The following is a 26,750-nucleotide window of genomic DNA, read 5'->3' on the forward strand; positions in this document are numbered from 1 at the left end:
TCAAAGAGACGCTCCGCCCCATCCAAGGGGCTGAGCGGAACGTCCGTATGACCGGGCCGGCGGAGGTCCGGTCTTCACTCGATGCGCAGGCGCTTGCGGTTGAGGATGTGCTGGCTGTCATCCAGGTGCTTTTGCACCTCGTCGAAGAGGCGGCTGTACACCGCGGCGAAGAGCATGTCGATCAGCACCAGGTGCCCGATCCGGGACCCCATGGCCCCCACGCGGAACACGCTCTCGCTGTTGTCCACCCACAGCGGGATGTCCGCCATGTCCGAGAGGAGGTTGGGGCCGAATTTCGTCAGGCTGACGGTGGTGGCCCCGGCCCTCTTGGCCAGCTTCATGGCGTCCAGGGTGTCGTAGGTGGTGCCGGAGTAGGAGATCAGCACGGCCACGTCCCCCGGCCGGAGGGTGGAGGCGCTGATGCACTGGTTATGGGGATCGCTGATGGCGGTCGAGAGCTTGTTCAGGCGCATGAATTTCATGCAGCCGTCCTGGGCCACGATGCCGGAGCTGCCCATGCCGTAAAAATCCACCCGGGGCGCCGCCACGATGGCGTCCACGGCCTTGGCGAACTGGTCGTAGTCCGTCATGGCCAGGGTGTTCTCGATGGCCTTCATATCGGTGTGGCAGGCGGTGCGGACGATCGTCTCCAGGTCCGAGTTGGGGTACACGTCCGCATAGGAGATGTCCGAGCGCTGGAGGGCCAGATCCACGGAGATGCTGCGGCAAAGCTCCTTGAACCCGGAATAGCCCAGGCGCTTGGACAGCCGCACCACCGAGGCCGCGCTGACCCCGCTGAGGGACGCCAGCTCATCGATCTGCATCTTTATGGCCTGGGTGGGGGAATCCAGCACCACCAGGGCGATCTTCCGCTCAGTGATGGGCAGAGACGGGAGCAGCTCCCGCATCTTTGCCAGACAACCCTCCATAACGGATCACATCCTCCCTTTTTTCATGACTCTATCATAGCCCGATCCGCGGGGATCGTCAAGCTCCGTTCTGCAATTATTTTAGTTTTAGAAATAATTATCTGAAAATATTTTCAAAATCTTGTTGACAGCGGCTGGGAAGGTTGCTATACTTTCTTTATTGCCAGCAGCTGGAAGACGGCCCCTTTCAAGGCGCAGAGGCCGCTCATGGACCGACGGCCGCTGAGATACGTGCAACGTGTGAAGGATAAGGAGTGCTGTGCTATGTCTTTTATGTTCAACCCGACCGATTACGCAGACCCCCATGCCGTCAATGTCCTGGACCCCCAGGGGATCGACATCGGCCTTGCGGCCTTCGGCAGCCGGGAGGCCGCGGGACGGCTGCTGGATTCCGGCGCCAGGACCATCGGCATCGACGGCTATACCACCGCCTCCTTCGACGTCCTCCGCCGGGAGCTGGAGGCCGCCGCCGCCGGCCGGGGCCTGTCCGTCCGCTTCGTGGACACGCGGAGCCTCATGCGCCCTGCCGACGAGCTGACGGCGGGGTTCCTGGCAGACAACCTCCCCAGCGACCGGGAGAAGGACCCGGTCCTGCTTTACGGGAAGCTCTATGAGGGCGAATACGAGGACCTCTTTGAAAAAGCGGCCCTGGCCGAGCTGTCGGAAACACTGGACGCGTTCCCCCGCAGCGGGGAGGGTGTGCTGGTGGTCTGCGGCCACGGCGCCCTGTGCGCCACGCTCCTGGAGCGCTACCAGCACCGCTGCTGGATGGACGTCATCCCCCGGCAGGCCATCTTGAACGTCAAGGCGGGCCTTTACGAGAACCTCGGCTGGGTGGAGGGGACCGAGTGGGTCTTCAAGCAGGCCGCCCGCCGGTGCTACTTCATCGATTTCGAGCTGGCCATGCGCAGCCGTATGCGCATCTTCGCCCACTACAGCTTCGATTCCTATATCGCGGCCAGCCGCGTGGACGACATGCGCTTCCTGCCGGTGGAGCTGGTGCGGCAGATCTTCCGCCGGGGGCTGGAATACCCCTTCCGCTGCCGCCCGGTGTACCTGGAGGGCGTGTGGGGCGGCTACTACGTCAAGGAGCTGCGCCGCCTCCCCGAGAGCATGAAGAACTGCGCCTGGGTCTTCGACATGATCCCCATGGAGGTGTCCACCGCCTTCGTCATCGACGGCACGGAGTTCGAGTTCCCCTTCTATGCCCTGGTGCAGGCGGAGGGGGAGCGCCTCATGGGCCGGCTGAGCGTGGAGCACTTCGGGAATTACTTCCCCATCCGCTTCAACTACGACGACACGTTCCATTCCAGCGGCAACATGTCCATCCAGTGCCATCCCGTCCGGGACTACATCCGGGCGGAAAACGGGGAGTTCGACCGCCAGGACGAGAGCTATTACGTGGTCGTCACCGGCCAGGAGGCCAAGACCTATCTGGGCTTCCGGGACGGGGTGGAGATCCCGGATTTCGTGGAGGCCGTGAAGGCGTCCGAACGGACGAAGGTCCCGGTGGACTACGAAAAGTATGTCAACGCCGTAGGGTCCAAGCCCGGCATGCAGGTGATGATCCCGGCGGGCACCATCCACGCCTCCGGCCGCAACCAGGTGGTCTTGGAGATCGGCAGCCTCACGGTGGGCTCGTACACCTACAAGATGTACGACTATCTGCGCCTGGATCTGGACGGCAGCCCCCGGCCCCTGCATACTTACCACGGCGAGCGGGTGCTCCAGCCGGGACGCACCGCCTCCTGGATCCGGGAAAACCTGGTCCAGAGCCCCCGGGCCCTCCGCTCCGGCGAGGGCTGGGAGGAGTACATCGTGGGCGAACACGACCTGCTCTACTTCTCCCTGCGCAACGTCCGCTTCACCAAGGGCTATGAGGATGACACCCAGGGCCGCTTCCATGTGCTCTCCCTGGTGGACGGCCACCGGGTCATGGTCCGCTCCCTGAAGGATCCCAGCCGCCGCTACATCCAACATCACCTGGACATCATCGTGGTCCCGGCGGACATGGGCCCCTACGAGGTGGTGAACCTCAGCGAGGGGACGACGGTGACCATCCACAAAACGCTGCTCAAGGACGGCTTCGAGAAGGAGCCGTGACGCACTCTCCCCAAAGGGCCCCCACCGCACCGGCTGCGGCGGGGCCCTTTTTCGTCAAAACGCTAAGCTCCCGCAGGCGGGGAGGGCGGGCGCAGGGGCCCCGGGCGGGGCCTCCCGGGCCGCTGCGGCCGGAAGCCTTCAGGACATCTGGGACACCGCCACGAACACATTGGATATCTCGTACCAGACGGCGAAGTCCACGCTGCCGGTCTGGGGCAGGTGGAAAATCTTCTGGAACTCCGTCACCGCCGCCTGGGTGGAGGGGCCGTAGATCCCATCCGCCGGCGTCTTCGGGATGGCGGGGAAGTTCCCCGCGATGCGGTTCAGCTGCTCCTGGATGGTCCGCACGTCCTCGCCCTCGCTGCCCGGGCTGAGGACCTGGCCTCCGTAGGACAGGGGCACGCCCTCCACCTTTTCCGCGCTCTTGAGGTAGATGCTGCCGCCGTAATACTTGCGCAGGATGTCCATGGTCTCCCACCCCTGTTCGGCAAGGGCCTGGGAGCCCCATTGGCTCAGGCCGCCGCACTGCGTCCGCCGCCCGTCGCAGTATTGGGTGAACAGCGGCTGGGAGATGCCCTCCTTGGTGATGTAGGTGGTGAACAGGTCGTCCACCACCACGCCGATCTCCTCGAAGATGGTCCGCCCGTGGGAATAGGACTGGTCGAAGGCGGTGGAGTTGGTGACGGTGAAGTCATAGCCCTTCCCCCGATACCATTCCGTGTAGACCCGGTTCAGGGTGAAGGAGATGATCGCCAGCACATTGGCCTTGATGGCCTCCGTCCGCCAGGTGGAATAGATCTCGCTGCACGCCACGTTCTTGATGTAATCTTTGAACGGCACCCAGTAGTCCTGCGCGGAGGCGTCGTCGGGCCGGCCGGCGTGGACCACCACGAACTCCGGGATCACCGGTTCCGGCAGCACCACCAGCCCTGCCGGCTCCGGCAGAGGCTTGACCGCCTCCTCCTGCGGCCTGGAGGAGGGCTCTCCCCAGAGGGCGTGGGGAGGCAGCAGGATGTTTCGCACGTTGAAGCCCCCGGCGGTGGCCCCCGGCAGGGCCGCGCGCTGGATGGCACGGCCTGCGGGCATCAGCTCCACGCCGCCGATGTGGAGCGTCTGATATCCCTCGGCGGAGACGGTGACGTTATAGACGGCATAGGGACGCCGGTCCGCCGTCCCCTCCACCACGGACAGCTCCATGGGCGGCGCGGGCAGCTCGACGAAGGGCGTCTGGCCCGAAGGATCGGTGTACAGCTCCTCCAGGACCGCTCCCCCCGCCGGGTCCGTGATGCGGACCCGGGCGCCGGGGACGGGACGGGGCGTCTCCCCCGCCGTGACAAAGATCTGCAAGCTGCCTTTATCCAGATAGATTGGATTCATAAGGACGCTCCTCCTTTCCGTATATTAGTCTATGGCCGCTCCGCGAAAGCGTGCGCACACCGGCGGAGCGGATAGGAGGACGGTATGGAATACATCATCAAGTACACGGGTGTCCTTCCCGCGCTGGGCTTCCCCACAGATCTGCTGGACGCCCAGTTCGCCATCATGGACCTGGGGGAGCAGGACCCGATGGGCCTGCTGGACTACCGGCAGATCACCTGCTTCGAGCCCGCCCGTTCCCTCAGCGGCCTGGAGGCCCGGACGGTCCAGGCCAGCCCCATCGACTACCAGAGCATGGAGGCGGCCTGCATCCCTCAGGTCCACCGGGAGTACGGCCTGACGGGGAAGGGGGTGCTGATCGGCTTCGTGGACTCCGGGCTGGACCCGGACCACCCGGAATTCCTGGGGGAGGACGGGAACAGCCGGGTGACGGCCCTGTGGGATATGGCGGCCCAGGGCGCGCCGCCGGAGGGGTTCCGCCAGGGGGCCCTTTACACCGGGGAGCAGATCTCCGCCGGGCAGGTCCCCAGGGGGGACCTGAAGGGCCACGGGACCGCCGTGGCCGCCATCGCCGCCGGGCGCAGCGGCACGGCCCCCGGGGCGTCCATCGCCATGGTGAAGCTGGCCAGCGCCCGGACCACCGACGTGATGCGGGCCATCAAGTTCCTGCTGGACCAGGCGGAGGCGCTGGGGATGCCCTGCGTCATCAACCTCAGCTACGGGACGAACTGGGGCTCCCACTGGGGGCAGACGCTGTTCGAGTCCTACATCGACCAGTCGGCCCAGCGGGGGCGGAGCGCGATCGTCTGCGCCGCGGGGAACGAGGGCTCCGGGGCCCATCATTTTTTTGGGCGGATGGAGGAGGACGGCGCCCTGGACGTGGAATTCACCATATCCACCCTGCGCCAGCAGGTGTACCTCTCCCTCTGGAAGAACTTCGCCGACGAGATGGTCTTCGACCTGACGCTGCCCAACGGGCAGTCCACCGGGCCGCTGACGGAGGGGGGGCGGCGGCTGCGCTTCGGCCCGGTCCGGGTGTCGGTGTTCTACGGCGTGCCCACCCATTACAGCGTTTTCCAGGAGGTATTGTTCCTGCTGGACGCGCCGCCGGGGGATCTGGACGGCCTTTGGCGGCTGCACTGCCAGGCGAAGGAGGTCGCCGACGGGCAGTTCAACGCGTGGCTCCCCACGGTGGAGGAGGTGACGGACCGCACGGCCTTCCTCCAGCCCGCGCCGGACCTGACCATCACCCTCCCGGCCACGGCCCTGTACCCCATCTCCGTGGGGGGCTTCCGGCCGGAGACGGGGACCGCCAGCCCCTTCTCCGGCCGGGGGATCTCAGGCTGCGCGGGGAAGACGATGCTGGATCTGACCGCTCCGGCGGAAGGGATCCGCTCCGCCAAAGCCGGAGGGGGGTACGACACCTTCAGCGGCACCAGCATGGCCGCGCCCTTCGTCTCCGGCTCGGCGGCGCTGATGATGGAGTGGGGCGTGGTGCAGGGGAACGACCCGTTCCTCTACAGCCAGCGGGTGAAGGCGATCCTCTGCAAGGGGGCTATGCGCAGCCCCTACCTGACCTATCCGAACGCCCAGTGGGGCTATGGGCGGCTGAACCTCTGTGCCTCTATGGACACTCTGGTGAGCCAGCTGGAAAGGGGGCTTTGAACATGAACCTGACTCCTGAGACCCTGGAGTTCATCCACGCGCCGGACACGGTGGACTTCGTCACCCGGGCCACCGACGCCTTTTTCGACTACGCCCACGGCTCCAACGACATCGTGGTGGGGCAGATGCTCTCCGGCCGCTATGTCCTGGGCTATGTCAAGGCGGAGGATTTCCACAAGCTGGAGGAGGCCCTGGGGGCGGCCTTCGTCAGCTCCGTCTCCGTGGTGCTGGGCCTGATGGACCGCCCCGCCCTGGAGGCGGCGGGGGTCTCCCAGGTCCACCGCCAGCCCTATCTGAACCTGAAGGGCCGCGGCGTGCTGCTGGGCTTTTTGGACACCGGCATCGACTACACCCAGGACGTGTTCCGCTATGGGGACGGCACCAGCAAGATCCAATACATCTACGACCAGACCGCCGAGGGGACCCCGCCCTCCGGCTTCCTCCTGGGCCGGGAGTACAGCAAGGCGGACATCGACGCGGCCCTGGCCTCCGAGGACCCCTATGCCCTGGTGCCGGAGCGGGACGAGAACGGCCACGGGACCTTCCTGGCCTCCGTGGCCGCCGGGCGGGAGACGGAGGACTTCTCCGGCGCGGCCCCCGACGCGGAGATCATCGCCGTGAAGCTGAAGAAGGCCCGGCCCTTCTACCGGGAGAGGTACTGCGTCCCGGAGGAACAGGAGGAAGCCTATGAGTCCAGCGCCGTGATGCTGGGCGTGGAATACATCCTCCGCAAGGCCCGGGAGCTGGACCGCCCCGTGGCCATCTGCATCGGACTGGGTACCAGCGCCGGGAGCCATGACGGCGTCAGCGTTTTCGAAGAATACCTGGGGAACGTGTCCATCCAGAAGGGCGTCTGCCTCTGCGCCGCGGCCGGGAACGAGGCGGAGGCCCGGCACCACGCCGGAGGCGTCCTGGAGCCGGGGGAGAAGCCGGGGCAGATCGACCTGAAGGTGGGGGACAACGCCGGGGACGTATACCTGGCCATCTGGAACACGGTGGCGGACCGGCTGTCCGTCTCGGTACGCTCGCCCACCGGGGAGCTGGTGGGCCGGGTGCCCGCCCGGCCCGGGTCGGTCCTGGCGGCGGACGTGAAGCTGGTCATGGAGACGGCCCGGGTGCAGGTCGAGTACCATTTCCCCGTGGAGGGCAGCGGGGGCCAGCTGTCGGTCATCCGCATCCTGGGCGCCACGCCGGGGGTGTGGGTCATCCAGCTCCATGGGGACGTGCTGCTGAACGGGCAGTACCAGGCGTGGCTCCCCATCACGGGCTTCGTCTCGCCCACGGTGGAGTTCCTGTCCGCCACGCCGGACTATACGGTGACCAGCCCCGCCTCCGCCGTGGGGGTCATCTGCTGCGGGGCTTATGACAGCGCGGGGAAAAGCCTCTACGCCAAAAGCTCCCGGGGCCCCGCCTGGGACGGGCGGATCCTGCCGGACCTGGCGTCTCCCGGCGTGGGGATCCGGGGCATCTATCCTTACGGCCCCGGCCTGATGAGCGGCACCAGCGCGGCGGCGGCGGTACTGGCGGGCATCTGCGCCCTGCTGCTCCAGTGGGGCATCCGGGAGGGGAACGACCCCGCCATGGGGACCTATCAGATCCGGGCCTACCTCATCCGGGGCTGCCTGCGCCGCTCCGACATGACGTATCCCAACGATCAGTGGGGCTATGGCGCGGTGCAGCTGATGCAGAGCTTCCACCTGATGCGGGAGCTGTGAGCGGAGCGGGCCATGCCGCCCGCCAAGATCGGGAGCCGTCACGGCCCGCCCCCTCCGCGCCCCGGCCGCACCGCCGGCGCAGTCCAAAAGAGCATCCGCTCCCTTTCGCCCGGGCGGACCGGCGGTCCGCCCGGGCGAAAAACGCCGCACAGCCGGGGAGGACCCTTTGGGTCCTCCCCGGCTGTGCGGACTGCCGATCTAACGTCCCGAAACAGCGGACACCGATATCCATCCGGACGCCGCCGTTGACAGGCGCAGTCCGATCTGGTATCCTCTTATCAGGTCCGACAGGAGGTCTTTCTATGGATATACGGGTCCTGCGCTACTTCCTTGCCGTAGCCAAGGAGGGGAGCATCTCCGGTGCGGCGGAACGCCTGCACCTCTCCCAGCCCACGCTCTCCCGCCAGCTGATGGACCTGGAGGCGGAGCTCGGGAAAACGCTTTTCATCCGGGGACGCCGGAGGATCGTCCTGACGGAGCACGGCGTCCTGCTCCGCAGGCGGGCCGGGGAGATCCTGGACCTGTTCGACAAGACGGTGGGTGAACTGACCGCCGCGGAAGACACGGTCATGGGGGACGTCTACATCGGCGCGGGAGAGACGGAGGGCGTCCATTTCCTGACGCGGGCCGCCCGGCGGCTCCAGGAGCGGTATCCGCTCATCCATTTCCATATCGCCAGCGGCGACGCCGTGGATGTGGCGGAGCAGCTGGACAAGGGCCTGATCGATTTCGGCCTGATGTTCGGCCCCATCGATGACAAGAAATACGGCCGGATCCCTCTGCCCGCCGATGATACCTGGGGGATCATGATGCGCCGGGACGACCCCTTGGCCGAAAAGGGATACGTGACGGCGGCGGACATGGAGGGCCGGCCCCTGATCGCCAGCCGGAGCGCCGCCGAACCCGGCACGCTGTCCGGCCAGGTCATATCCAAGAACGTGGTGGCGACCTACAGCCTGATCTACAACGGTTCCCTGATGGTGGCGGACGGATTGGGGTACATGCTCTGCCTGGACAAGATCTTGAACGTGACCGGAGACAGCCCCCTCTGCTTCCGGCCCATCAGGCCCCCGATCAAGGCCCGCATGAGCGTGGTCTGGAAACGGTATCAGGTGTTTTCCAAAGCCTCCGAGAAATTCCTGGAGATCTTGCGGGAGGAGCCGCCGGGAGCGGGCGGCGGCCCCTGACCATCCGGCCGGACGGGCCGGAGCCCCGGCCGGTCCCCCGCCCCGGGCCGTCCGTTCGGCCCGGTCCCCCGCTCTCCCGGACATTTTCCCGCTTGCCCCCGGGTATCGGACGTGCTATACTCCTTTCTAACAAGGAACGTGCAAAGGAGCATCCCTCATGAAATTAGATTTTGTCCGTGTGGCCCGCATCGTCGGCGTCCATGGCATCCGGGGCGAGCTCCGGGCCCTCCCCCTGGACGGCGGCCCGGACTTCCTCGCCGGCTTCAAGACCTTTTACCTGGACGGCCGGCCCGTCGTCCCCGCCGCCTGCCGCCCCCACAAGGGCATGGCCCTGCTCAAGCTGGACGGCGTGGACGACCGCACCGCCGCCGAGGCCCTCCGGGGCAAAGAGCTCTCCATCCGCCGCTCCGACGCCCGCCTCCCCGACGGGGAGTACTTCGACGACGAGCTCATCGGCCTGGACGTCTATGACGGCGAGACCGGGGAATGCGTCGGCGTGCTGTCCAAGGTGGAGCGCTATCCCGCCAGCAAGGTCTACACCGTCCGGGGGGTGAAGGAGTTCCTGGTCCCCGCGGTGAAGGACGCCTTCATCCTGGGCGTGGACCTGGAGAACGGCCGGATGGACATCCGGGTCTGGGAGGGGTTGACGGAGTGAACATCGACATCCTGACCCTGTTCCCCGCCTCCGTGGACGCCATGCTGAACGTCAGCATCCTGGGCCGGGCCCAGGAGCGGGGCCATATCGCCATCCGTTCCCACCAGATCCGGGAATACACCACCAACAAGCAGATGCAGGTGGACGACTACCCTTACGGCGGGGGCCGGGGGGCCGTCATGCAGGCGGACCCGCTGTACCGCTGCTGGGCCCACGTGACGGAGGTCCACGGGCCTGGGCGGACCATCTTCCTCTCCCCCTGCGGGCGGACCTTCACCCAGGAGGTCGCCAAGGAGCTGAAGGCACGCTACGACCACCTGATCTTGGTCTGCGGACACTACGAGGGCGTGGACCAGCGCTTCCTGGACGAGTGCGTGGACGAGGAGATCTCCATGGGGGACTTCGTCCTCACCGGAGGGGAGATCCCCGCCATGGCCTTGGCGGACGCGGTGTGCCGTATGGTCCCCGGCGTCCTGCCGGACGAGACGTGCTTCCAGGAGGAGTCCCACTGGGACGGGCTCCTGGAGTATCCCCAGTATTCCCGCCCCGCCGTGTGGCATGACCGGGCCGTGCCGGAGGTCCTGCTGTCCGGGGACCACGGGAAGGTGGCGGACTGGCGGCGGAAGGAGAGCTATAAGCGGACCATGCGCCGCCGCCCGGACCTCTTCGCCAGGTTCGACGAGGGCCGGCTCACCACCAAGGCGGAAAAAAAGGTCCTCCAGCAGGCCAGGGACGAGCTGGCCGCGGAGGAGGCGGAGGTATGAAAAGGCCGGCGGAACGATCGTTCCGCCGGCCTGAGCAAGTTTCCAGGACTTTTCACAGTCCTGGAAACTTGCCAATCCAAATGGCGCAGGGGGCCCTTCCCGGGTCTCCCGCGCACACTCTTCCTTCCCGCCGATGGGGTCCCCGCTGCATTTTCGGCGCTTTGAGACCGTCTGGCGGAAGTCCGCCAGACGGTCTCGTCCCCTCAGGCAATGAGCGTCCCGTAGATGCCGGTGGGGCCGTCCGCGCCTCCGAGGATCTCCTTGAAATCGGAGAAGTCGGGGAAGGCGATCTTCACATCCTTGCCGGACGCCTTGATATCCATGTCCATCTCCATGTCCACGGCGTAGCGGAGCGTCATGCTCCCCTCGGTCCCGGCGCCGGCCTCCATGCCGGCCTTGAAGGCCATGTCGACGGAGGCGCTTTTCAGTTCCCCGCCCTTGTCCACGGTGTAGGTGATGGCGGTGCCGTCCAGCGTGGTCTCCAGGTCCATGTCCGCCATCCCGATGGGGGCCTCCTGGAGGGCCGTCCGGAGGACGCCCTCCAGCAGCCCGGCGAAGGCGTCGTTCAGCGTCAGGGTATAGACGGTATCGCTCCCGGAGGGCTTGGCGCTGATGCCGGCGATGAAGGGGAGCATGGCCGCGCCGGTCTTCCCGGACGGCTGGTCCAGCAGGGCCTGGAGGGACTCCATGCCCTCCACCGGCGTCCGATACGCCTCCCCGCCGGAGCGGACGTAGGACACGCCGTCCTTCATCCACATCTCCATCCTCCGGCTCTCCCCATCCATCGTGACGGTCAGATCGACCGCCATCCGGATGTCCTCGTCCACGACGGAGCGGATGCTGCCGCGGACGGAAGCATCCCGGGCCTCGCTCAGGTCCATCCCCCTGCCGCCGATCGTTTCGCTGACGGAGACGCTCATCTCCATCGCGGCGTCGATGTCCGCGTCGACGCCGGACGCCATGGCCGCGCCGGACGCCTGGAGGGCGCGGTACGCCTCGATCTTATCGGTGATGGGCTTGGCGGCGGAGGCGTCGACGGCCCCGCTCTCGATCAGGCTCTCCAAGAGGTAGGCGCTGCCATCCTTCAAGTCCGTGCCCAGGGCCTGATACGTCATGGACACCAGATCGTCCCGGAGGAACTCCCCGGTGAGCAGGGAGGTGTCCAGCAGGCCGATGCCCATGGCGAACTCCTGGGCGCCGGCGGCGGTGAGATCCGCATCGTCCCGATAGCCCAGGGCGCGCAGCAAAAAGATGGTATACGCCTTGGCGGTGCAGGGGCTGGACGCGCCGAAGGTGTCGGCGGAGGTGCCGCCGGCCAGGCCCTTCGCCGCCAGCCACGCGACGCTGGGGGCCGCGGCCTCTCCCACGTCGGTGAAGGGGCACTCCAGTTCCCCGGCGGCGTAGGCGGCTTTGGCCTCGTCCTCCGCGCCGAAGAGCCGGACCAGCATGATGGCGGCCTGGGCCCGAGTGGGGACCTGGTCCAGCTGGAAGCCCTCGGCGGAGCCCTTCAGCACACCGATGGAGGCCAGCTCCGCCGCCGCGCCGTCGAAGCTGGAGGCGGACACGCCGACGCACAGCAGCCCGGCCACGGCCAGGGAGGCAAGCAGGATCGTCAAGAAGCGTTTCATAAAAAGTCTCCTCTCATCCGGCGGCGTCCCGCCGTCCTATCTGCTCTCATTCTATACCCGCGGAGCCCCCGCGTCAAGGGCCGTCCTCCCGGGGCCCCTTTTCGAAAACGCACAGCGCCGTGAAGCACGGGCCATGGGGCCCCTCGCCCTCCACGAAGTAGTCCCCGCCGCTCCGGCGGCCCTCCAGCCGCAGGACGTCCCCCAGGACGGCCTCCCGGCTGTAGTTGATGTAGAACTCCCTGGGGGCCTGGGGCTGCAGGTCCTCCGGCAGGGCGTCCCAGATGATGTCGCCGTAGTTGCCGCTGTAGAGGTGTCCGTTGCCGTCCAGGTCGGACCAGCGGATCGTCCGGGTCCCCAGGTCCTCCCGTCCCTCCTTGGGGACGAGGATCTTCCGCGGATCCGGGCAGTCCAGGGGCCGGTCCGAGGTCATCAGCGGCTTGGCCGTGAAGGAGGCGGGGCGCAGGATCTTCCAGGTGACGGGGTCCACCAAGATCCAGTCCGTCTTGGCGGAGACCCGGACGCGGCCCGCCCGGTCCTTCATCTCGTAATACCGCCGCATATGGGCCGCCTTGGCGCCGTTCTCCCAGGTGGTGATGTCCAGCAGGTCCTGGGCCCTGGGGCAGTCGTGGATCTTGACCGCCGCCCTGGAGAGGAGGAAGACCTCCCGGCCGGCCCAAAGCACCTCATGGGTCAGCCCCCTGGCGTCGTAGTCATACCCGGCGAAGGTCGCCATCTTGCTCAAAAGGGCGGCGACCCGGACCCGCTGTCCCCGGTCGCAGTCCCAGAACCCCAGCTCTTCCTGGCGGGAATAGCCGTTGTCGTACAAGCGTTGTTTCAAATCCTCCATATCGATCTTGGATCCTCTCGTTCACTTTTTCGGCGGCAGGGCCTTCAGCCGGGGGAAGACCGCCCGGAACACCGACGAGGCCAGCATCGCCCCCACCGCCAGCGCCGCCGCCATGCCCAGGGTATGGAGCAGCGTGTTCAAAAACGCCTCCGTCTCCCCCGCCACGCAGTGCCGCATCGCGTAGTAGATGCCGCCCCCGGGGACCAGCGGCAGCAGGGCCACCAGCACATAGCCCGTCACCGGACAGTGCCGGACCCGGCTCATGACCTCGGCGAAGACGCCGATGGCCGCCGCCGCCAGGAAGGCGGCGAAGATCGTGCTCCCCGCCAGCAGGTACACCAGCCAGCCCAGCGCGCCGCCCAGGCCCGCGATCAGCTTCCCCAGGCCGTGGATGTTGAACATCAGCGTGAAGCCCACGCAGGCCCAGAACGCGCAGAAGCAGGGCAGGATATATCCGAAAAACACCGTCTCCACAGCATCCTCCTCAAAACAGTCCGCCCAGGGCCTGGCCCGCCGCCGCGCCCAGGGCGATGGCGGAGGCCGCCAAGATCGCGTCCGCCGCCCGGCTCAGGGCGGAGAAGGTGTCCCCCGCCATGATCTCCCGCATCGCGTTGGTCAGGGCCATGCCGGGGACCAGGACCATCAGCGCCGCGATGGTCACCACGTCCACGCTCTCCCCCAGGCCCGCGCGCACCAGCGCCATCGCCAGCAGGGACGCCGCGGCGCTGCAGACCGCCGTCCGGAAAAAGCTGTTGGCCCCGAGGAACCGTCCTCCGTAGAGGAGGCATCCCCCGACGGCCAGGCCGCAGAGGAACGCGCCCAGCAGGTCCATGGGCCCCCCGCCGAACAGCGGGGCGAAAAAGGCCGGCGCGACGCCATAGCCCAGCAGGACCCACCGGGGGGAATGCCGGGGCATGTCCGCGCACAGCGTGTCGATCGCCGCCCTGGCCTCGTCCAGGGGCGGTATCTCGGCGCAGAGGCGGCGGCACAGGGCGTTGCACCGCTCCAGCAGCTCGATGTCCGTCCCGTGGGACGGGACCCGGCGCATCCGGGTGATGGGGTGTCCCTGGGGCGTCGCCACGCTGACGATGACGCAGTTGGGGATGGCGAAGACCTCCGGGGCCGCGAGCCCGTAGGCGTTCAGCAGCCGCCGGGCGGACTCCTCCACCCGGTAGATCTCCGCGCCGCTGTACATCAGCTGATAGCCCAGCTCCGCCGCCATGTCCAAGAGCTTGTCGTAGTCCATGGATCAGTGCCGGACCTCCCCGGGCCCCGCGCTGAGGGCAGGACGGCGGAGGCCCGGCGCCTCCCCCCGGTGCGGGGCCCCGCCTCCCTTTTTGGACCGGTCTAAAAAAATCATCACTGAGACCTCCTTGCAGATCCGTTCCCTTCTATCCTACTCCATTTCTGTCCCGCTGGCAATTGTTTTTTCCGCCGGGACGTGCTACAATACAGGGCAGCGGATGCTCCCTATCCAAATGCCCGATCTGGCTGCGTGTCCCTGCCGGCCTCGAATGGATGGATCTGCGGTCAGGCTCACGATCATGCGCGCACCTCGGGAAAATGCCGGGACGGAGCGTCACGACACATATGGAGGTGGGATCATGCGCAGATGCATCCGATGTGATACGGAGATGCTGGAGGGATTGGATATCAAGGAACCCATGCACAGCAGTGTGCTGAGGGTGACCCGGCCGGAGACATCCGGGATCATGCCTAAGAATTACTTTGGAGACATGAAAGCCGCGGTCTGCCCCGGATGCGGCTATATAGAAACGTATCTGTCCCGGCTGGACAAGATCCGGCAGTATAAGAAGGACGGATGAATGCCGGTAGGATCCCGGATCTGCAAGATCGCGGGTCCCGGCTGCTTGTTCGAAGGCCGGACCGAGATCGTCGGGGACATGAAAGCAAATGGGAAGTATCCCAAAAGAGGTGTTTTATGAGACTGGTATCCTGGAACGTCAACGGCCTCCGGGCCTGCCTGAAAAAGGGCTTCCTGGACTTCTGCGCCTTCGCCGACGCGGATGTGATCTGCCTGCAGGAGACGAAGATGCGCCCGGAGCAGGCGGAGTTCGACCTCCCCGGCTACACCCGCTTCTGGAACAGCGCCGACAAGGCGGGCTACTCCGGCACCGCCGTCTTCACCCGGCGGGAGCCTTTGAACGTCACCTACGACTTCGGCATCGACGAGCACCGCCATGAGGGGCGGATCATCACGGCGGAGTTCGAGGAGTTCTACCTGGTCTGCTGCTATACCCCCAACTCCAAGGACCAGCTCCTCCGCCTGGATTACCGCATGGCCTGGGAGGACGACCTCCGGGAGTACCTCTGTGAGCTGGACGCCGTGAAGCCCGTGGTCTACTGCGGGGACCTGAACGTGGCCCACCAGGAGATCGACCTGAAGAACCCCGGCCCCAACCGCCGAAACCCCGGCTTCACCGACGAGGAGCGGGAGAAGATGACCCGGCTCCTGGCCTCGGGTTTCGTGGACAGCTTCCGGGCGCTGTACCCGGACAAGACCGGGGCCTATTCCTGGTGGAGCTACCGGGGCCGGGCCCGGGAGAACAACACGGGGTGGAGGATCGACTACTTCATCGTCTCGGAGCGCCTGCGCTCCCGCATCCGCAGCGCGGACATCTGGAGCGAGGTCCACGGCAGCGACCACTGCCCGGTGGTCCTGGAATTGGAAGATTGAACGGCGGAGGAGGGGCTTTGCCCCTCCTCCGTTCCACGTGTCCTGCTCATCCCACCGCTTCCTCCAGGGCCAGGACCACCTCCAGGGTCTCCTCCTGGCGGCGGAGGGTCATGGCCACCTCGTCGCCCACATAGAGCCGCCGCCGGATCCGGAACAGGTCCTGGGTGGTCCGGATGGCCTCGCCCTGCGCAGAGACGATATAGTCCCCCGCCTGGATCCCCGCCGCCTCCGCGGCGGTGCCGGGCTCCACGGAGTGGACCAGCAGCCCCCATTCGTCCGTGACCACCATGATCCCCAGCCGGGGCTCCGGCTGGACCTTGCCCCACCGCAGCAGGTCGTTGACGATCCGCTCCAGATAGGCCGTGGGGATGGAGAAGCCCAGGCCCTCCACGGCGTTGTCCGGGCCGGACATATATTTGGCCACGTTGATGCCCACCACCTGGCCCTGCTCATTGATGAGGGGGCCGCCGGAGTTGCCGGAGTTCAGGGCGGCGTTGGTCTGGAGGAGGGTCATGGTCCGGCCCTCCACCTGGATGTCCCGGTCGATGGCGGAGACGATGCCGTTGGTCAGCGTCCCCCGGAGCTGCCGGGGCGCGCCGATGGCGTACACCGGATCGCCCACCACCAGCCGCTCCGAGTCCCCGAAGGGGGCGGCGGGCAGGCCGCCGATCTGCAGCACCTCCCCCTGGGGGACCTTCAGGACGGCAAGGTCGCTGTCCTTGTCCCCGGCCACATAGCACACCGTCAGCGTATAGCCGCTGTCCAGGACCACCGAGCATTCCCGGCCCCCCCGGACCACATGATGGTTCGTGAGGACATAGCCGTCCTCCGTGAAGATGACGCCGGTGCCGATGGACATGCCCTCTTCCGTCCAGCACCGCACCGTCACCACCGACGGGTTCAGCCGCCGGTAGATCTCCTGGGCGGTCAGCGTCTCCCCCGGCTCCCGGGAGACGGTCAGGGACGCCCCCTGATCCACCGGCCAGCCGGGGATGGCGATCTCCTCCGACACGCCGGAGGCGGGAGGGACGCCGGCCCCTCCGCCGTCCCGGGCGGACAGCCGGTCCGCGGCCCGGGCCGCGGCGGCCAGGCCCACCAGGACGGCCACGCAGACCAGGAACTTGACGAGCCCTCCCCGCCGTCCGCGGAGGGGGCCCCTCCGCCGTCCCCGCGCCTCCCCTCCCGGAGCGGGGGCGGCGGGCCGTGCCGCCCGCCCCCTGGGGACGGGGCGGCTGTAGACCTCCACCACCTCCCGGACGTCCGGCGGGCGGTAAACGGACACGACCTCCCGCGGGTCCCGCTCCTCCGTCCGCCGCAGGGACGGCGGCAGGGCCCGCCGGTATACCTCGATCACTTCGCCGGGGATCCGCCCGGCTCCCTCACGCTCTCCCATGGCGCCTCATCCCATTCACTCCGTAGTCAAAGAGAAGGAGAACGTCGTCACTCCATTCTCACTGGTCACGTTGATCTTTTCCTTGTGCTGTTCCAGGATCGTCTTGACGATGTAAAGCCCCAGGCCCACGCCGTCCTTATCCTCGCTGCGGGACTTGTCGCTCTTGTGGAAGCGCTCGAACAGCAGCGGCAGCTCCCCGGCGGGGATGGTGTCCCCGCAGTTGCGCACCATCACCCGGGCCCTGCCGTCCCGGAGGGTCAGCCCCAGGTACAGGGTGGAGCCCTTATAGGCGAACTTGGCGGCGTTCTCCAGCAGGTTGTAGATCACCTGGGTGATCAAGTCGTTGTCCCCCAGGACCAGGATGGGCCCCTCGGGGATGTCGGCCTCCACGTCCAGATCCCGGTCCGTGATCTTCTTCTCCATGGAGATCAGCACCCGGCGCATGCTCTCGCACAGGTCGAAATGGCTCCCGCCCCGGAGGGGGTCGATGGCCTGGAGCTGGCTGACGTCCAGCATCCGCCGCACCAGGCGGCTGAGGCGGCGGCTCTCCCCGGCGATGATCTGGAGGTACTGCTTCTCCTTCTCCGGGGGGATGGTGCCGTCCAGCAGGCCGTCGGTATACCCGGCGATGGTGGTCATCGGGGTCTTGAGCTCATGGGAGATGTTGGCGATGAACTCCCGCCGCTGGCGCTCCGTCTGCTGGAGGGATTCCGCCATGGCGTTGAAGGAGGCGGCCAGCTCCCCCATCTCGTCCCCCCGGCCATAGTCGTTCATGCGGACGTCGAAGTCCCCCTCGGCATACCGCCGGGTGGCCTCCACCATCTCCCGTATGGGCTTCACCTGCCGCATGGCGGTGACGGAGGACGCCATGAAGGCGATCATCAGCACCACGAACGCGGTCATGAAGAACAGCCCGATGAACCCCTGCCACATGGAGTCCAGGGAGGCCATGGTGGACACCGCCACCACCTCCCCCGCCTTCTCCTGGGTGATGGGGTTCACGGCGGCCACGCCCACGGAGAACCGCTTCTGGGGGTACAGTCCCCCGAAGTCGTCCCGCCAGGAGGCGCTGCCCCGCTCCATGATCCGGCGGGTCTGCTCCTCGGGGACGGTCACCGTCAGGCCGTCCAGGGCCTGGTCGGTGGAGAGGAGGACATGGCCCTCCGGGTCGCAGATCATGAAATGCACGTCGGACACGATGGCGGCGAAGCTAGCCAGGCGCTGGAAGTCCAGATCGTCCTGGAGGTCCTCCATGTCCAGATACCGCCCGTTCTCCAGATAGCTCAGGGAGAGCTGGCTCATGACGCGGGCCTTGGCGGCGATCTCCTGGCCCTGCTGGCTCCGGGCGTAGTTATAGCTCAGGGAGAAGAAGGACACGCCCAGCAGGCACAGCGTCAGCAGCACCATGCCGGCGGTGACGCAGAGCTGCCGCCAGTAGAGGCCCTGGGTCCGTTCCCGGAAGCGCCTCATCCCTCCGCCTTCTCCGTCGTCAGTTCGAATTTATAGCCCACGCCCCAGACGGTCTTCAGCGCCCACTTGCCGCTGACGCCCTCCACTTTCTCCCGCAGGCGCTTGATGTGTACGTCCACCGTCCGGCTGTCGCCGAAGTAGTCGAAGCCCCAGACCTCGTCCAGGAGCTGGTTGCGGGTATAGACCCGGTTGGGGGTGGAGGCCAGGTGGTACAGCAGCTCCAGCTCCTTGGGCGGGGTGTCGATCTTCTTCCCGTCCACGATCAGCTCGTAGGAATCCAGGTTGATCACCAGCTTGTCGAAGGTCAGCTTCTTGCTGGTGTCGTTGGGGATCTCCGTCCGGCGGAGGACGGCGTTGATCCGGGCGATGAGCTCCTTCATCTCGAAGGGCTTGACGATGTAGTCGTCCGCTCCCATCTCCAGGCCCTGGATGCGGTCGAAGACCTCGCTCTTGGCGGTGAGCATGATGATGGGGACCTGGGAGGTCTCCCGGATCTTGGCGCAGACGGCCCAGCCGTCCATGACCGGCAGCATGATGTCCAGCAAGATCAGATCCGGCACGGCCTTTTGGAACTCCTCGATGGCCCTGCCGCCGTCCCCGGCGATGCGGACGTCGAAGCCCTCCTTCACCAGGTACATATGGATGAGATCGGAGATGTTGCGGTCGTCCTCGACCACCAGAATGTTGCGCCCCATGGCGGACCCTCCCCTGTCTGCCCCAAGCAGATCCCAGACCGGCCGGGCGGGCCCCCGCGGCGGGGGGCCGCAGCGGGGGGCCGGGAGAGCCCCCTCCCGGTCCGCTCCCGGGCGCTCTCCCTCCCCGCCGGCCTCGTCTGGATCCAAGGCAGATCTTTCTAAACTTTATTATACCCGCTCTTTCGCGGGGTTGTTGAATTTTCTGTAAAGATTCCGGGCGCTCCCCCTCACCCGATCCCCACCTCGGTATAGGCCGTGCACTCGCCTCCGGCCTCCCGCGCGGCGGAGAGGAAGGAGCGCACCCCCGCCGGGGAAGCGCCGTCCCCCAGCCACACGGCGGCGTCCCCCCGCCGTCCGGCCAGACGCTGGACCAGTCCCTGCGCGTCCGGCAGGTCCCGCAGGGACTGCCCGCTCCGGTCCACCTCCGGCTGGAGGCACCGGAAGCCCAGGTCGCGGGCGGTCTGGAGGCTCTGCGGCCCGCCGTTTTGGACATAGGCCAGGCGGGTCTTGCCGCAGGTGGCCCGGAAGAGGGCGGCGTTGCCCGCCTCCAGCTGCTCCGCCACGGTCCGGTCCGGGTCCGCGGCGTCCGCCAGGACGCCCACGCTCTGCCCCGCGGCGCTCAGGCGGCGGAGGACCTCCCCCTGCCGCTCCATCTCCTCCGGCGTGAAGAAGAAGGCGGCCCCGGCGCCGGAGGCCGTCAGCGCGTCCGCGATGGCGGCGGCGCCGTCCCCGCCCTCCAGGCACAGGGCGATCCGCTTCCCCTCCAGCGATCCGGCGGAGGGATCCTGCGCCCCGCCGGGGGCCCCGGGCCTGGAGGAGCCCCCGGAGGACCCGCTCCCCGGCTGCGCCGCCTCCTTGGCCCGGATATAGTCGCTGTAGACGGAGTCCATGGAATACTGGGCCGCGTCGGCGTAGAGCTTGTCCGACACGTTATAGCCCGGCTGGCGGATCCAGACCATGCTGCCCCGCTCCACCTCGATCACGGAATAGACCAGGTCGAAGTACCGGGAGACGGTGTTGGCGGGGACGAAGACCGTCCCGCCGCGCTGGATGGCGCCGGGGTAGTAGGCGGCGCCGTCGTTGTCCAGCGCGCGGTCCTCGGAGAGGAGGAAGGTCAGGGAGCGCCCGCCCCTGTAGAGGACCAGGCGGCCCTGGTCGCTGTTGAACACCTGGGAGACCCCCAGGTGGTCCCGGGCCGTGCCGGTGAAGATGGAGCTGGCGATATAGACATAGCCGCCGCTCCAAAAGGGCATCGTATTATCCGACAGGGGCAGGACATAGCTGCCCACCGCGGTGAACGAGACCCGGTCCGCCGCCCGCGCCGGAGGGAGGGACAGCTGGAACACCAGCAAGGCGCATAAGACCAGCGCCGCGGCCCGCCGTTTCATCACGCCGTCCCTCCTTTGTAAAGTCCTGTAGAAAACGGATATATTTTATCACAGATCGGCCGGTCTTGTAAAGTCCGCCGTGGGCCCGGGCCGGGAGGACGGCGGGGCGGCCCTTCATCCGCCGTAGGGCTCGACGGTCACGCCGGTATAATAGTGGGTCAAGATCTCCCGGTGATCCGCCCCCTCCGCGGCCATCCGCTCGGCCCCGTACTGGCTCAGGCCCACGCCGTGGCCGTAGCCGGTGACGAAGAAGACCATCTTCCCGTCCTGGATCTCCCAGGTGAAGCAGGCGGACCGCAGCCCCAGGGCCGAACGGACCTGGGCCCCCTTCACCGTCACGCCGCCCACGCGGACCGTGGCCACGCTCCCGGCGCTGTCGGCGGCGGCGTCCCCCAGCCATCCGCTCATGTCCCCGGAGAGGTCCGCCTCCGGGAAGGCGGAGCCCAGCGCCTCCTTCAGCTCCTCCGCCGTGAACTCCACGCGGCTGTAGTAGTTGGGGATCTTGTCCCCCGCCTCGGGGGAGCTCACCGCCTGGAGGTAGGGCAGGTCGTCCTGCCAGACCTCCCCCGCCGCGCGGGTCAGCCCCGCCGAGGAGGAGTGGAACACCGCCAGGATGGGCACGCCGCCGTAGAGGACCGTCTCGCCGTCGGTCTCCTTGACCGCCGTCTCCACCTTCGACTCGTTGGCGTCCGCGTCCTCCCCCCAGTTGGCGCGGGCCCGTCCCTCGCTGATGTATGCCTGACAGCAGGTGTGGTCCGTGCAGATGTCGGCGGCGTCGCCGTGGTTCCCGCCGGTCCGGAGCTTGTACAGCGTATAGGTCCTGGCGGCCACCGCCTGGGCCTTCAGCGCCTCCAGCTGGAAGGAGGCGGGCATCTCCGCCCGGACCACGCCCACCAGATAGGTCCCCAGGTCCATCTCCAGGACCTCCTCCCCGTCCAGCACCTTAAGGGGCCTGGCGGCGTCCAGGCTGCCGCTGACGAACGGCGGGAGGGGCTGCTTTTGCTCCGTCTCGTCCACCGGCTCCTCCCGGCCGAAGAGCGCGGAGCGGAAGGGCGCCACCACCACCAGCGGCAGCAGGAACAGCGCCAGCAGCAGCAGGGCCGACACGGCGATGGTCTGATCGATCGGGCTCTTTCGTCTCCCGGCGTTTCTCCTTCGGCTCATGGGCATCCTCCTTCGTGACCGGCGGGCGGGACCGTTATCTCTCAAGCCTATGCGCCGGCGGGCGGGAACATGCCCGTACCGGCCCGGCCGCCGGGGATCTCCCGCGCCGCCCGGCCATAGTATGCGCCGAAAGACCGGGCGTTATCGACAAGATCCCCGCAGTCTCCCCATCATAGCACAGCGGTGGGGAAAAAGGAAGCGCGGGTCTTGAGACCGCCGCTCCTCTTACGCGCCGGCGATCCTGACCGCCAGCGGCTCCATGGATGGATCCTTGAAGTGGAGGATCGTTTGTGGTATGATCGGTCCGACAGGATGAGGATGTGTCCTCCAACATGCCGCGCAGGTGGTCTGGAAACGCGGCCCGATCAAAAACGTATAGGAGAATTACCATGCAGTATGAGGAAACGGACTTTTTAGAGACAGCCGGCCAAGATACCTTAAACCAAATAGCCCGTGCAAGAGAACTCACACGGGAATACCTCTTTACGGACTACACCGATACCGAGAAAAGGAGCGCCATCCTCAGGGAGCTATTAGGCGGGATAGGCGAAAACGTGGCGATCGACACGCCGTTCCATTGTGACCATGGGAAAAACATTTTTATAGGCAGTGATGTGATCATCAATATGAACTGCACGTTTGTGGACAATATGCCGATCAAGATCGGGGACAGGGTATTGATCGCGTCGAATGTACAGATCTATACATCTTCTCACCCGGTATCGCCCCAGGAACGTCTCGTACCGGACTGGAAAGAACGCGGAACGACGTGGTTCAAGACCTACGCCCGTCCGGTGGAGATAAAGGACAACGCATGGATCGGCGCCGGAAGCATCCTATTGCCGGGAGTGACCATCGGGGAGAACAGCGTCATTGGAGCAGGGAGCGTGGTCAACCGAACGATCCCGGCAAATTGTATCGCCGTAGGGGCCCCGTGCAAGATCATACGTTATTTCTCCACGGACCAGACCTATTAGGACAGCGGCATACGTGTCAGCGCTATGTTTGAACTCCCAGTTCACTGGGCAGCGATCCGGGATGGCCCGCTGCTCGTCCCGTCATTTCGACGATGAAAAGATCCTGTAAGCATTTCCCGGGACAAAAGGGGGACGGGGCTCTTGAAACCGCCGCCCAGATCCGTTATACTAGGCACTGTCAAAGCTTCTGACAGAAAGGATGGATCATGATGAAGCCTTACGCCAGCCTCACCCCCGCGGAGCGGGAAGGAGAGCACGCCCGCCTGCGGGCCGAATTCGACGCCCTGAAGGCCCGGGGCCTCAGCCTGAACATGGCCCGGGGCAAGCCCGGGAAGGCCCAGCTGGACCTGGTCAGCGACATCTTCGGCCTCATGCAGGAGCCCGGGGACTACGTCTCCGACGGCATCGACGTGCGCAACTACGGCGAGCTCTCCGGCCTGCCCGCCGCCAAGCGGCTCTTCGCCGAGATCCTCGGCTGCAAGCCCCAGCAGGTCTTCGTGGGCGGCAGCTCCAGCCTCCAGCTGATGTACGACACCGTCTGCAAAGCCTATACCCACGGACTGCTCCACAGTCCTCGGCCCTGGTGCCGGGAGGAACGGGTCAAATGGCTCTGCCCCGCCCCCGGCTACGACCGGCATTTCAAGGTCACGGAGTCCTTCGGCTTCGAGCTGACCGCGGTCCCCATGACCGATGAAGGCCCCGACATGGACGCCGTGGAGGCCGCCGTCAAGGATCCCGCCGTCAAGGGCATCTGGTGCGTGCCCAAATACTCCAACCCCGACGGCATCATCTACTCTCACGAGACCATCCGCCGCATGGCGGCGCTGGAGCCCGCCGCCCCGGACTTCCTCATCATGTGGGACAACGCCTACTGCATCCACGAGTTCGAGGGGGACTACGTGGACTTCCCCGACATCCTCTCCCTCTGCGCGCAGGCGGGGCATCCCGACATGGTCTTCGAGTTCGCCTCCACCTCCAAGGTGACCCTCCCCGGCGCGGGCGTCAGCTGCTTCGCCTGTTCCGAGGCCAATATGGCCCATATGGAGAAGCTCCTCGCCCCCCAGGTCATCAGCTTCGACAAGGTGAACCAGCAACGCCACGTCCTCTACCTCAAGGACAAGGCCCACACCCTGGAGCTGATGAAGCGCCACGCCGCCATCATGGGCCCCAAGTTCCGGGCCGTGACGGACGCGCTGGACAAGGAGATCGCCCCGCTGGAGATCGCCTCGTGGCGGCATCCCAAGGGCGGGTACTTCGTCTCCCTCAACGCCATGCCCGGCACCGCCAAGCGGACCCTGGCCCTGTGCCGGGAGGCAGGCGTCACCATGACCGCCGCCGGGGCCACCTTCCCCTATGGGCAGGACCCCCAAGACAGCAACATCCGCATCGCGCCCTCCCTGCCCCCGGTGGAGGAGCTGGAGCAGGCCATCGCCGTGTTCTGCGTATGCCTGAAGATGGCTGCGCTGGAGAAGCTGGGCCTATGAGATATCACGGCAGCGTTTACCGCCCCCCCTCCGAGGCTCGGAGCCTCATCGTCCAGGTGACCTACGGGTGCAGCCACAATACCTGCGCCTTTTGCAGCATGTATAAGGAGAAGCGGTTCTCCGTCCGCCCCCTGGAGGAGGTGCTGGAGGACTTCCGCATCGCCCGGGAGGTCTATCACCACGTCGAAAAGGTCTTCCTGGCCGACGGCGACGCCCTGGTGCGCAAGGCGCCGGAGCTGTACGTCATCCTGGACACCGTCCGGGAGCTGTTCCCCGAGTGCCGCCAGGTGACCAGCTACGCCTCCCCGGCCTCCATCCATATCCGGACGGAGGAGGAGCTGAGGACCCTCCGGGAGAAGGGGCTGACCATGGTCTATATGGGCCTGGAGTCCGGCAGCGACGAGGTGCTCACCCTGATGCGCAAGGGCCACCCGGCGGCGCAGATCGTCGAGATGGGGCAGAAGGTCCGCCGGTGCGGCATCGCCCTCTCCGTCACGGCGATCACCGGCCTGGGCGGGCCGGAGCTTTTGCGGAGCCACGCCATCGACACCGCCAAGGCGTTCAACGCCATGGACCCGGAGTATATCGGGATGCTGACGCTGATGGTGGAGCCGGAGACGCCCCTCTGGGACTGGGTCCACGAGGGGGAGTTCCAGCTCCTGACCCGGCCCCAGGTGCTGGAGGAGACCCGGCTCCTGGTGGAGCACCTGGACAGCCCCGGCAGCGTGTTCCGGATGAACCACGCCAGCAACTACCTGGCCCTCCGGGGGACGCTGAACCGGGACAAAGCCGCCATGCTGGCAGAGATCGACCGGGCGGAGCACGACCTCAGCCGCCTCCGGCCGGAGTCCTGGCGGGGACTGTGATGCTGGGATTCGACGCGCTGCAGAGCGGGCTCGTCTTCCTCCTTCTGCTGGCGGCGGGGGAGCTCCTCTCCCGCTTCGCCCGGGGCGCCGCCCCCGCCGTCCTCTTCGCCGGCGTGGGCTATGCCCTTCTCTGCTGGGCGGGGATCCTGCCGGAGGGCCTTGCGGACCTGGCGGGCTTCTCCGGCCTGACCTCCACCGTCATGATGCTGGTGGTGGTCCACATGGGGGCCTCCATGGACCTCTCCGCCTTCCTGTCCAACTGGCGGGTGGCCGCCCTGGCTGCTGTCACCTTCGCGGGGCAGCTGGCCTCCCTGCTGCTGGTGGTGGGCGGAGCGTACGGGCTGAACACGGCCATCGGCGGGCTCCCCGGCGGCATGGCCACGGCCCTCATCGTCCAGGAGCGGGCCCGGTCCCTGGGCTATGACCAGCTCATCGTCCTCTCCGTGCTGCTGCTGAGCACCCAGGCCCTGGTGAGCTGTCCTCTGGTCACCCTGTTCATCCGGCAGGAGGCCCGGCGGCTCCAGGGCCTGCCTCAGGCCCCGGCGGAGGAGGCCCGGGGGGAGGAGGTCAGGCCCCGCCCCTCTCCTCCCGGGGCGAAGCTCCAGTACGGCGCGCTGCTCCGGCTGTACGCCGCCGCCTGGACGGCCTCCCGGCTGGAGATGGTCACCGGGCTCTCCCGTTACATCCTCTGCCTGCTGCTGGGGGTGCTGCTGTCCTGCCTGGGCCTGCTGGGCCGGAACGAGCTGGACGCCTCCAAGAGCGGTGGCTTCCTGTTCTTCCTGATGATGTGCACCGTCATCTCCGGCTTCTCGGCGGCCACGCCCCGGATGTTCGCCCAAATGCTGCCGCCCCTGCTCCTGGTCCTGGCGGTGCAGACGGCGTGCGTGCTCCTGGTCTCCACGGCGGCGGGGCGCCTCCTGGGCCTGTCCCCATCCATGAGCCGGGCCCTGTCCCTGAACACCATGGTGGGCTTCCCCATGAACATGCTCATCTCTCAGGAGGTCATCGAAGCCCTGACGGAGGACCCCGGCCGGAGGGAGTTCCTCATGGGGCAGATCGCCTCCCGGATGGTCATCGGGGGCATGGTCAGCACCACCGTGCTCTCCACCGCCGCCGCCGGGCTGCTGGCGGGGCTGATGCGGTGACGGGGGCGGCAGGATGGGCCGTTCGCCGGCTTCGCGGCAAAGTCGCTGGGCCGCGGCTTTATCCTTGACGAGGGCTTTTGGGGGGCTCATCTGAATCGTCTTTACGCCGCGGCCGGAGTGTTTCGCGCCTGCGGGCGCGCCCGAGGGGCCCTGCCCCCTGGACCCCCGCCGTCTTTGAAAAGGCTGGCGAAACTTTTTCCCGCGCTTCGCGCCCGCCTCTGCAGGCTCTGTCCTTACATGGAAAGACCGGCTCCTCAGGGAGCCGGTCCTCTTCGTATTCGGGAAACCGCTTACAGGGTGTTCGCCTCGTCGACGACCTTCTTGATGGCCGCGGCGGCGTCCTCGGGGAGCTTGTTGAAGCCGCCCTCCTCGGTGTCCAGCTTGGTGACATAGTTCAGCCGGTCCTGCATCCGGGCCTTCAGCTGGGCGACGTACTCCTTGTCGCTCAGGTCGGGCACGAAGCCCTCCCACTCGAAGATCTCGATGTCCTCGAAGGGGCCCCAGGTCTTGAACTGGGCCCTGCCCTCGACCACGGCCTCCAGGACGCCCAGGGTGTCCTCCTTCTGGACCTTCTTGCCCATGAAGTCGCCGGTGTTGATG

At 66.9% G+C, this 26,750-nt stretch carries 23 protein-coding genes and 1 pseudogene; 12 read left to right on the forward strand and 12 right to left on the reverse strand.

From position 1 onward, the window contains the following. Nucleotides 1-74: 74 nt before the first annotated feature. Nucleotides 75-929, reverse strand: a complete 855-nt coding sequence (locus QZ332_RS02845) for a MurR/RpiR family transcriptional regulator (protein WP_295762050.1) — start codon at nucleotides 927-929, stop codon at nucleotides 75-77. Nucleotides 930-1,202: 273 nt separating this feature from the next. On the opposite strand from QZ332_RS02845, the gene QZ332_RS02850 reads away from it, so the two are divergent. Then, a complete protein-coding gene (locus QZ332_RS02850) occupies nucleotides 1,203-3,032 on the forward strand; it encodes a class I mannose-6-phosphate isomerase (RefSeq protein ID WP_295762053.1) in 1,830 nt (609 codons plus the stop codon). Nucleotides 3,033-3,170: 138 nt separating this feature from the next. Here QZ332_RS02850 and QZ332_RS02855 read toward each other — a convergent pair whose 3' ends face one another. After that, nucleotides 3,171-4,409 carry a peptidoglycan-binding protein gene (locus QZ332_RS02855; RefSeq protein WP_295762055.1) on the reverse strand — a complete coding sequence of 413 codons (1,239 nt, stop codon included), beginning with the start codon at nucleotides 4,407-4,409 and terminating at the stop codon, nucleotides 3,171-3,173. An 84-nt stretch (nucleotides 4,410-4,493) separates the two neighbouring features. Here QZ332_RS02855 and QZ332_RS02860 point away from each other — a divergent pair, with 84 nt between their 5' ends. From QZ332_RS02860 to trmD, 5 genes are all read left to right on the forward strand, one after another. Then, entirely contained in the window at nucleotides 4,494-6,074 is a 1,581-nt protein-coding gene (locus tag QZ332_RS02860; protein ID WP_295762058.1) for a S8 family peptidase, read from the forward strand. A gap of 2 nt (nucleotides 6,075-6,076) precedes the next feature. After that, complete coding sequence (locus QZ332_RS02865) at nucleotides 6,077-7,789, forward strand: S8 family peptidase (protein ID WP_295762061.1); 1,713 nt, start codon at nucleotides 6,077-6,079, stop codon at nucleotides 7,787-7,789. A gap of 302 nt (nucleotides 7,790-8,091) precedes the next feature. Next, a complete protein-coding gene (locus tag QZ332_RS02870; protein ID WP_295762064.1) occupies nucleotides 8,092-8,976 on the forward strand; it encodes a LysR family transcriptional regulator in 885 nt (294 codons plus the stop codon). Nucleotides 8,977-9,133: 157 nt separating this feature from the next. Next, entirely contained in the window at nucleotides 9,134-9,631 is a 498-nt protein-coding gene (rimM, locus tag QZ332_RS02875; protein ID WP_295762067.1) for a ribosome maturation factor RimM, read from the forward strand. Continuing rightward, on the forward strand, nucleotides 9,628-10,395 hold the full coding sequence (gene trmD, locus QZ332_RS02880) for a tRNA (guanosine(37)-N1)-methyltransferase TrmD (protein WP_295762070.1): 768 nt from the start codon (nucleotides 9,628-9,630) through the stop codon (nucleotides 10,393-10,395). The genes rimM and trmD overlap by 4 nt, the downstream gene beginning before the upstream one ends. Nucleotides 10,396-10,598: 203 nt before the next feature. Here the strand turns inward: trmD and QZ332_RS02885 are convergent, their stop codons facing one another. The 4 genes from QZ332_RS02885 to QZ332_RS02900 all read right to left on the reverse strand — a co-directional run bounded on the left by QZ332_RS02885 (nucleotide 10,599) and on the right by QZ332_RS02900 (nucleotide 14,116). Next, nucleotides 10,599-12,023 carry an S-layer homology domain-containing protein gene (locus QZ332_RS02885; RefSeq protein WP_295762073.1) on the reverse strand — a complete coding sequence of 475 codons (1,425 nt, stop codon included), beginning with the start codon at nucleotides 12,021-12,023 and terminating at the stop codon, nucleotides 10,599-10,601. Between the two features lie 73 nt (nucleotides 12,024-12,096). Beyond that, complete coding sequence (locus QZ332_RS02890; RefSeq protein WP_295762076.1) at nucleotides 12,097-12,870, reverse strand: acyl-[acyl-carrier-protein] thioesterase; 774 nt, start codon at nucleotides 12,868-12,870, stop codon at nucleotides 12,097-12,099. Nucleotides 12,871-12,891: 21 nt separating this feature from the next. Next, on the reverse strand, nucleotides 12,892-13,344 hold the full coding sequence (locus tag QZ332_RS02895) for a threonine/serine exporter family protein (RefSeq protein ID WP_295762080.1): 453 nt from the start codon (nucleotides 13,342-13,344) through the stop codon (nucleotides 12,892-12,894). 10 nt (nucleotides 13,345-13,354) lie between these two features. Beyond that, nucleotides 13,355-14,116 carry a threonine/serine exporter family protein gene (locus QZ332_RS02900; protein WP_295762082.1) on the reverse strand — a complete coding sequence of 254 codons (762 nt, stop codon included), beginning with the start codon at nucleotides 14,114-14,116 and terminating at the stop codon, nucleotides 13,355-13,357. A gap of 358 nt (nucleotides 14,117-14,474) precedes the next feature. Between QZ332_RS02900 and QZ332_RS02905 the strand changes: the two genes are divergently transcribed. Both QZ332_RS02905 and QZ332_RS02910 read left to right on the forward strand, forming a co-directional pair. Then, nucleotides 14,475-14,696 (forward strand): hypothetical protein, encoded by a 222-nt coding sequence (locus tag QZ332_RS02905; RefSeq protein WP_295762085.1) that lies wholly within the window; start codon nucleotides 14,475-14,477, stop codon nucleotides 14,694-14,696. Nucleotides 14,697-14,812: 116 nt separating this feature from the next. Then, nucleotides 14,813-15,568 (forward strand): exodeoxyribonuclease III, encoded by a 756-nt coding sequence (locus QZ332_RS02910; RefSeq protein ID WP_295762094.1) that lies wholly within the window; start codon nucleotides 14,813-14,815, stop codon nucleotides 15,566-15,568. 46 nt (nucleotides 15,569-15,614) lie between these two features. Here QZ332_RS02910 and QZ332_RS02915 read toward each other — a convergent pair whose 3' ends face one another. From QZ332_RS02915 to spoIID, 5 genes are all read right to left on the reverse strand, one after another. Beyond that, nucleotides 15,615-16,961, reverse strand: coding sequence for a S1C family serine protease (locus QZ332_RS02915; RefSeq protein ID WP_295762098.1), 1,347 nt, complete (start codon nucleotides 16,959-16,961; stop codon nucleotides 15,615-15,617). Between the two features lie 15 nt (nucleotides 16,962-16,976). Continuing rightward, entirely contained in the window at nucleotides 16,977-18,431 is a 1,455-nt protein-coding gene (locus QZ332_RS02920) for a cell wall metabolism sensor histidine kinase WalK (RefSeq protein WP_295762101.1), read from the reverse strand. Further along, entirely contained in the window at nucleotides 18,428-19,126 is a 699-nt protein-coding gene (locus QZ332_RS02925) for a response regulator transcription factor (RefSeq protein ID WP_295762103.1), read from the reverse strand. Before QZ332_RS02925 ends, QZ332_RS02920 begins: the two co-directional genes overlap by 4 nt. 227 nt (nucleotides 19,127-19,353) lie before the next feature. Next, nucleotides 19,354-20,514, reverse strand: coding sequence for a hypothetical protein (locus tag QZ332_RS02930; RefSeq protein WP_295762105.1), 1,161 nt, complete (start codon nucleotides 20,512-20,514; stop codon nucleotides 19,354-19,356). A 114-nt stretch (nucleotides 20,515-20,628) separates the two neighbouring features. Beyond that, a complete protein-coding gene (spoIID, locus tag QZ332_RS02935; protein WP_295762108.1) occupies nucleotides 20,629-21,678 on the reverse strand; it encodes a stage II sporulation protein D in 1,050 nt (349 codons plus the stop codon). Between the two features lie 389 nt (nucleotides 21,679-22,067). Between spoIID and QZ332_RS02940 the strand changes: the two genes are divergently transcribed. The 4 genes from QZ332_RS02940 (at nucleotide 22,068) to QZ332_RS02955 (ending at nucleotide 26,150) form a co-directional block, all read left to right on the forward strand. Then, nucleotides 22,068-22,655, forward strand: coding sequence for a sugar O-acetyltransferase (locus QZ332_RS02940; RefSeq protein WP_295762111.1), 588 nt, complete (start codon nucleotides 22,068-22,070; stop codon nucleotides 22,653-22,655). Between the two features lie 206 nt (nucleotides 22,656-22,861). Continuing rightward, nucleotides 22,862-24,139 carry an aminotransferase class I/II-fold pyridoxal phosphate-dependent enzyme gene (locus QZ332_RS02945; protein ID WP_295762114.1) on the forward strand — a complete coding sequence of 426 codons (1,278 nt, stop codon included), beginning with the start codon at nucleotides 22,862-22,864 and terminating at the stop codon, nucleotides 24,137-24,139. After that, the gene (locus QZ332_RS02950; protein WP_295762117.1) at nucleotides 24,136-25,005 is read left to right on the forward strand and encodes a radical SAM protein; all 870 of its coding nucleotides are present in this window, start codon (nucleotides 24,136-24,138) and stop codon (nucleotides 25,003-25,005) included. Before QZ332_RS02945 ends, QZ332_RS02950 begins: the two co-directional genes overlap by 4 nt. Further along, nucleotides 25,005-26,150, forward strand: coding sequence for a hypothetical protein (locus QZ332_RS02955; protein ID WP_295762119.1), 1,146 nt, complete (start codon nucleotides 25,005-25,007; stop codon nucleotides 26,148-26,150). The genes QZ332_RS02950 and QZ332_RS02955 overlap by 1 nt, the downstream gene beginning before the upstream one ends. Nucleotides 26,151-26,440: 290 nt before the next feature. Here QZ332_RS02955 and QZ332_RS02960 read toward each other — a convergent pair. After that, nucleotides 26,441-26,750, reverse strand: a pseudogene (locus tag QZ332_RS02960) (phosphoenolpyruvate carboxykinase); the annotation flags it as partial.

It is taken from the genome of uncultured Oscillibacter sp., from assembly GCF_910584465.1.
Taxonomy (GTDB): Bacteria; Bacillota; Clostridia; order Oscillospirales; family Oscillospiraceae; genus Oscillibacter.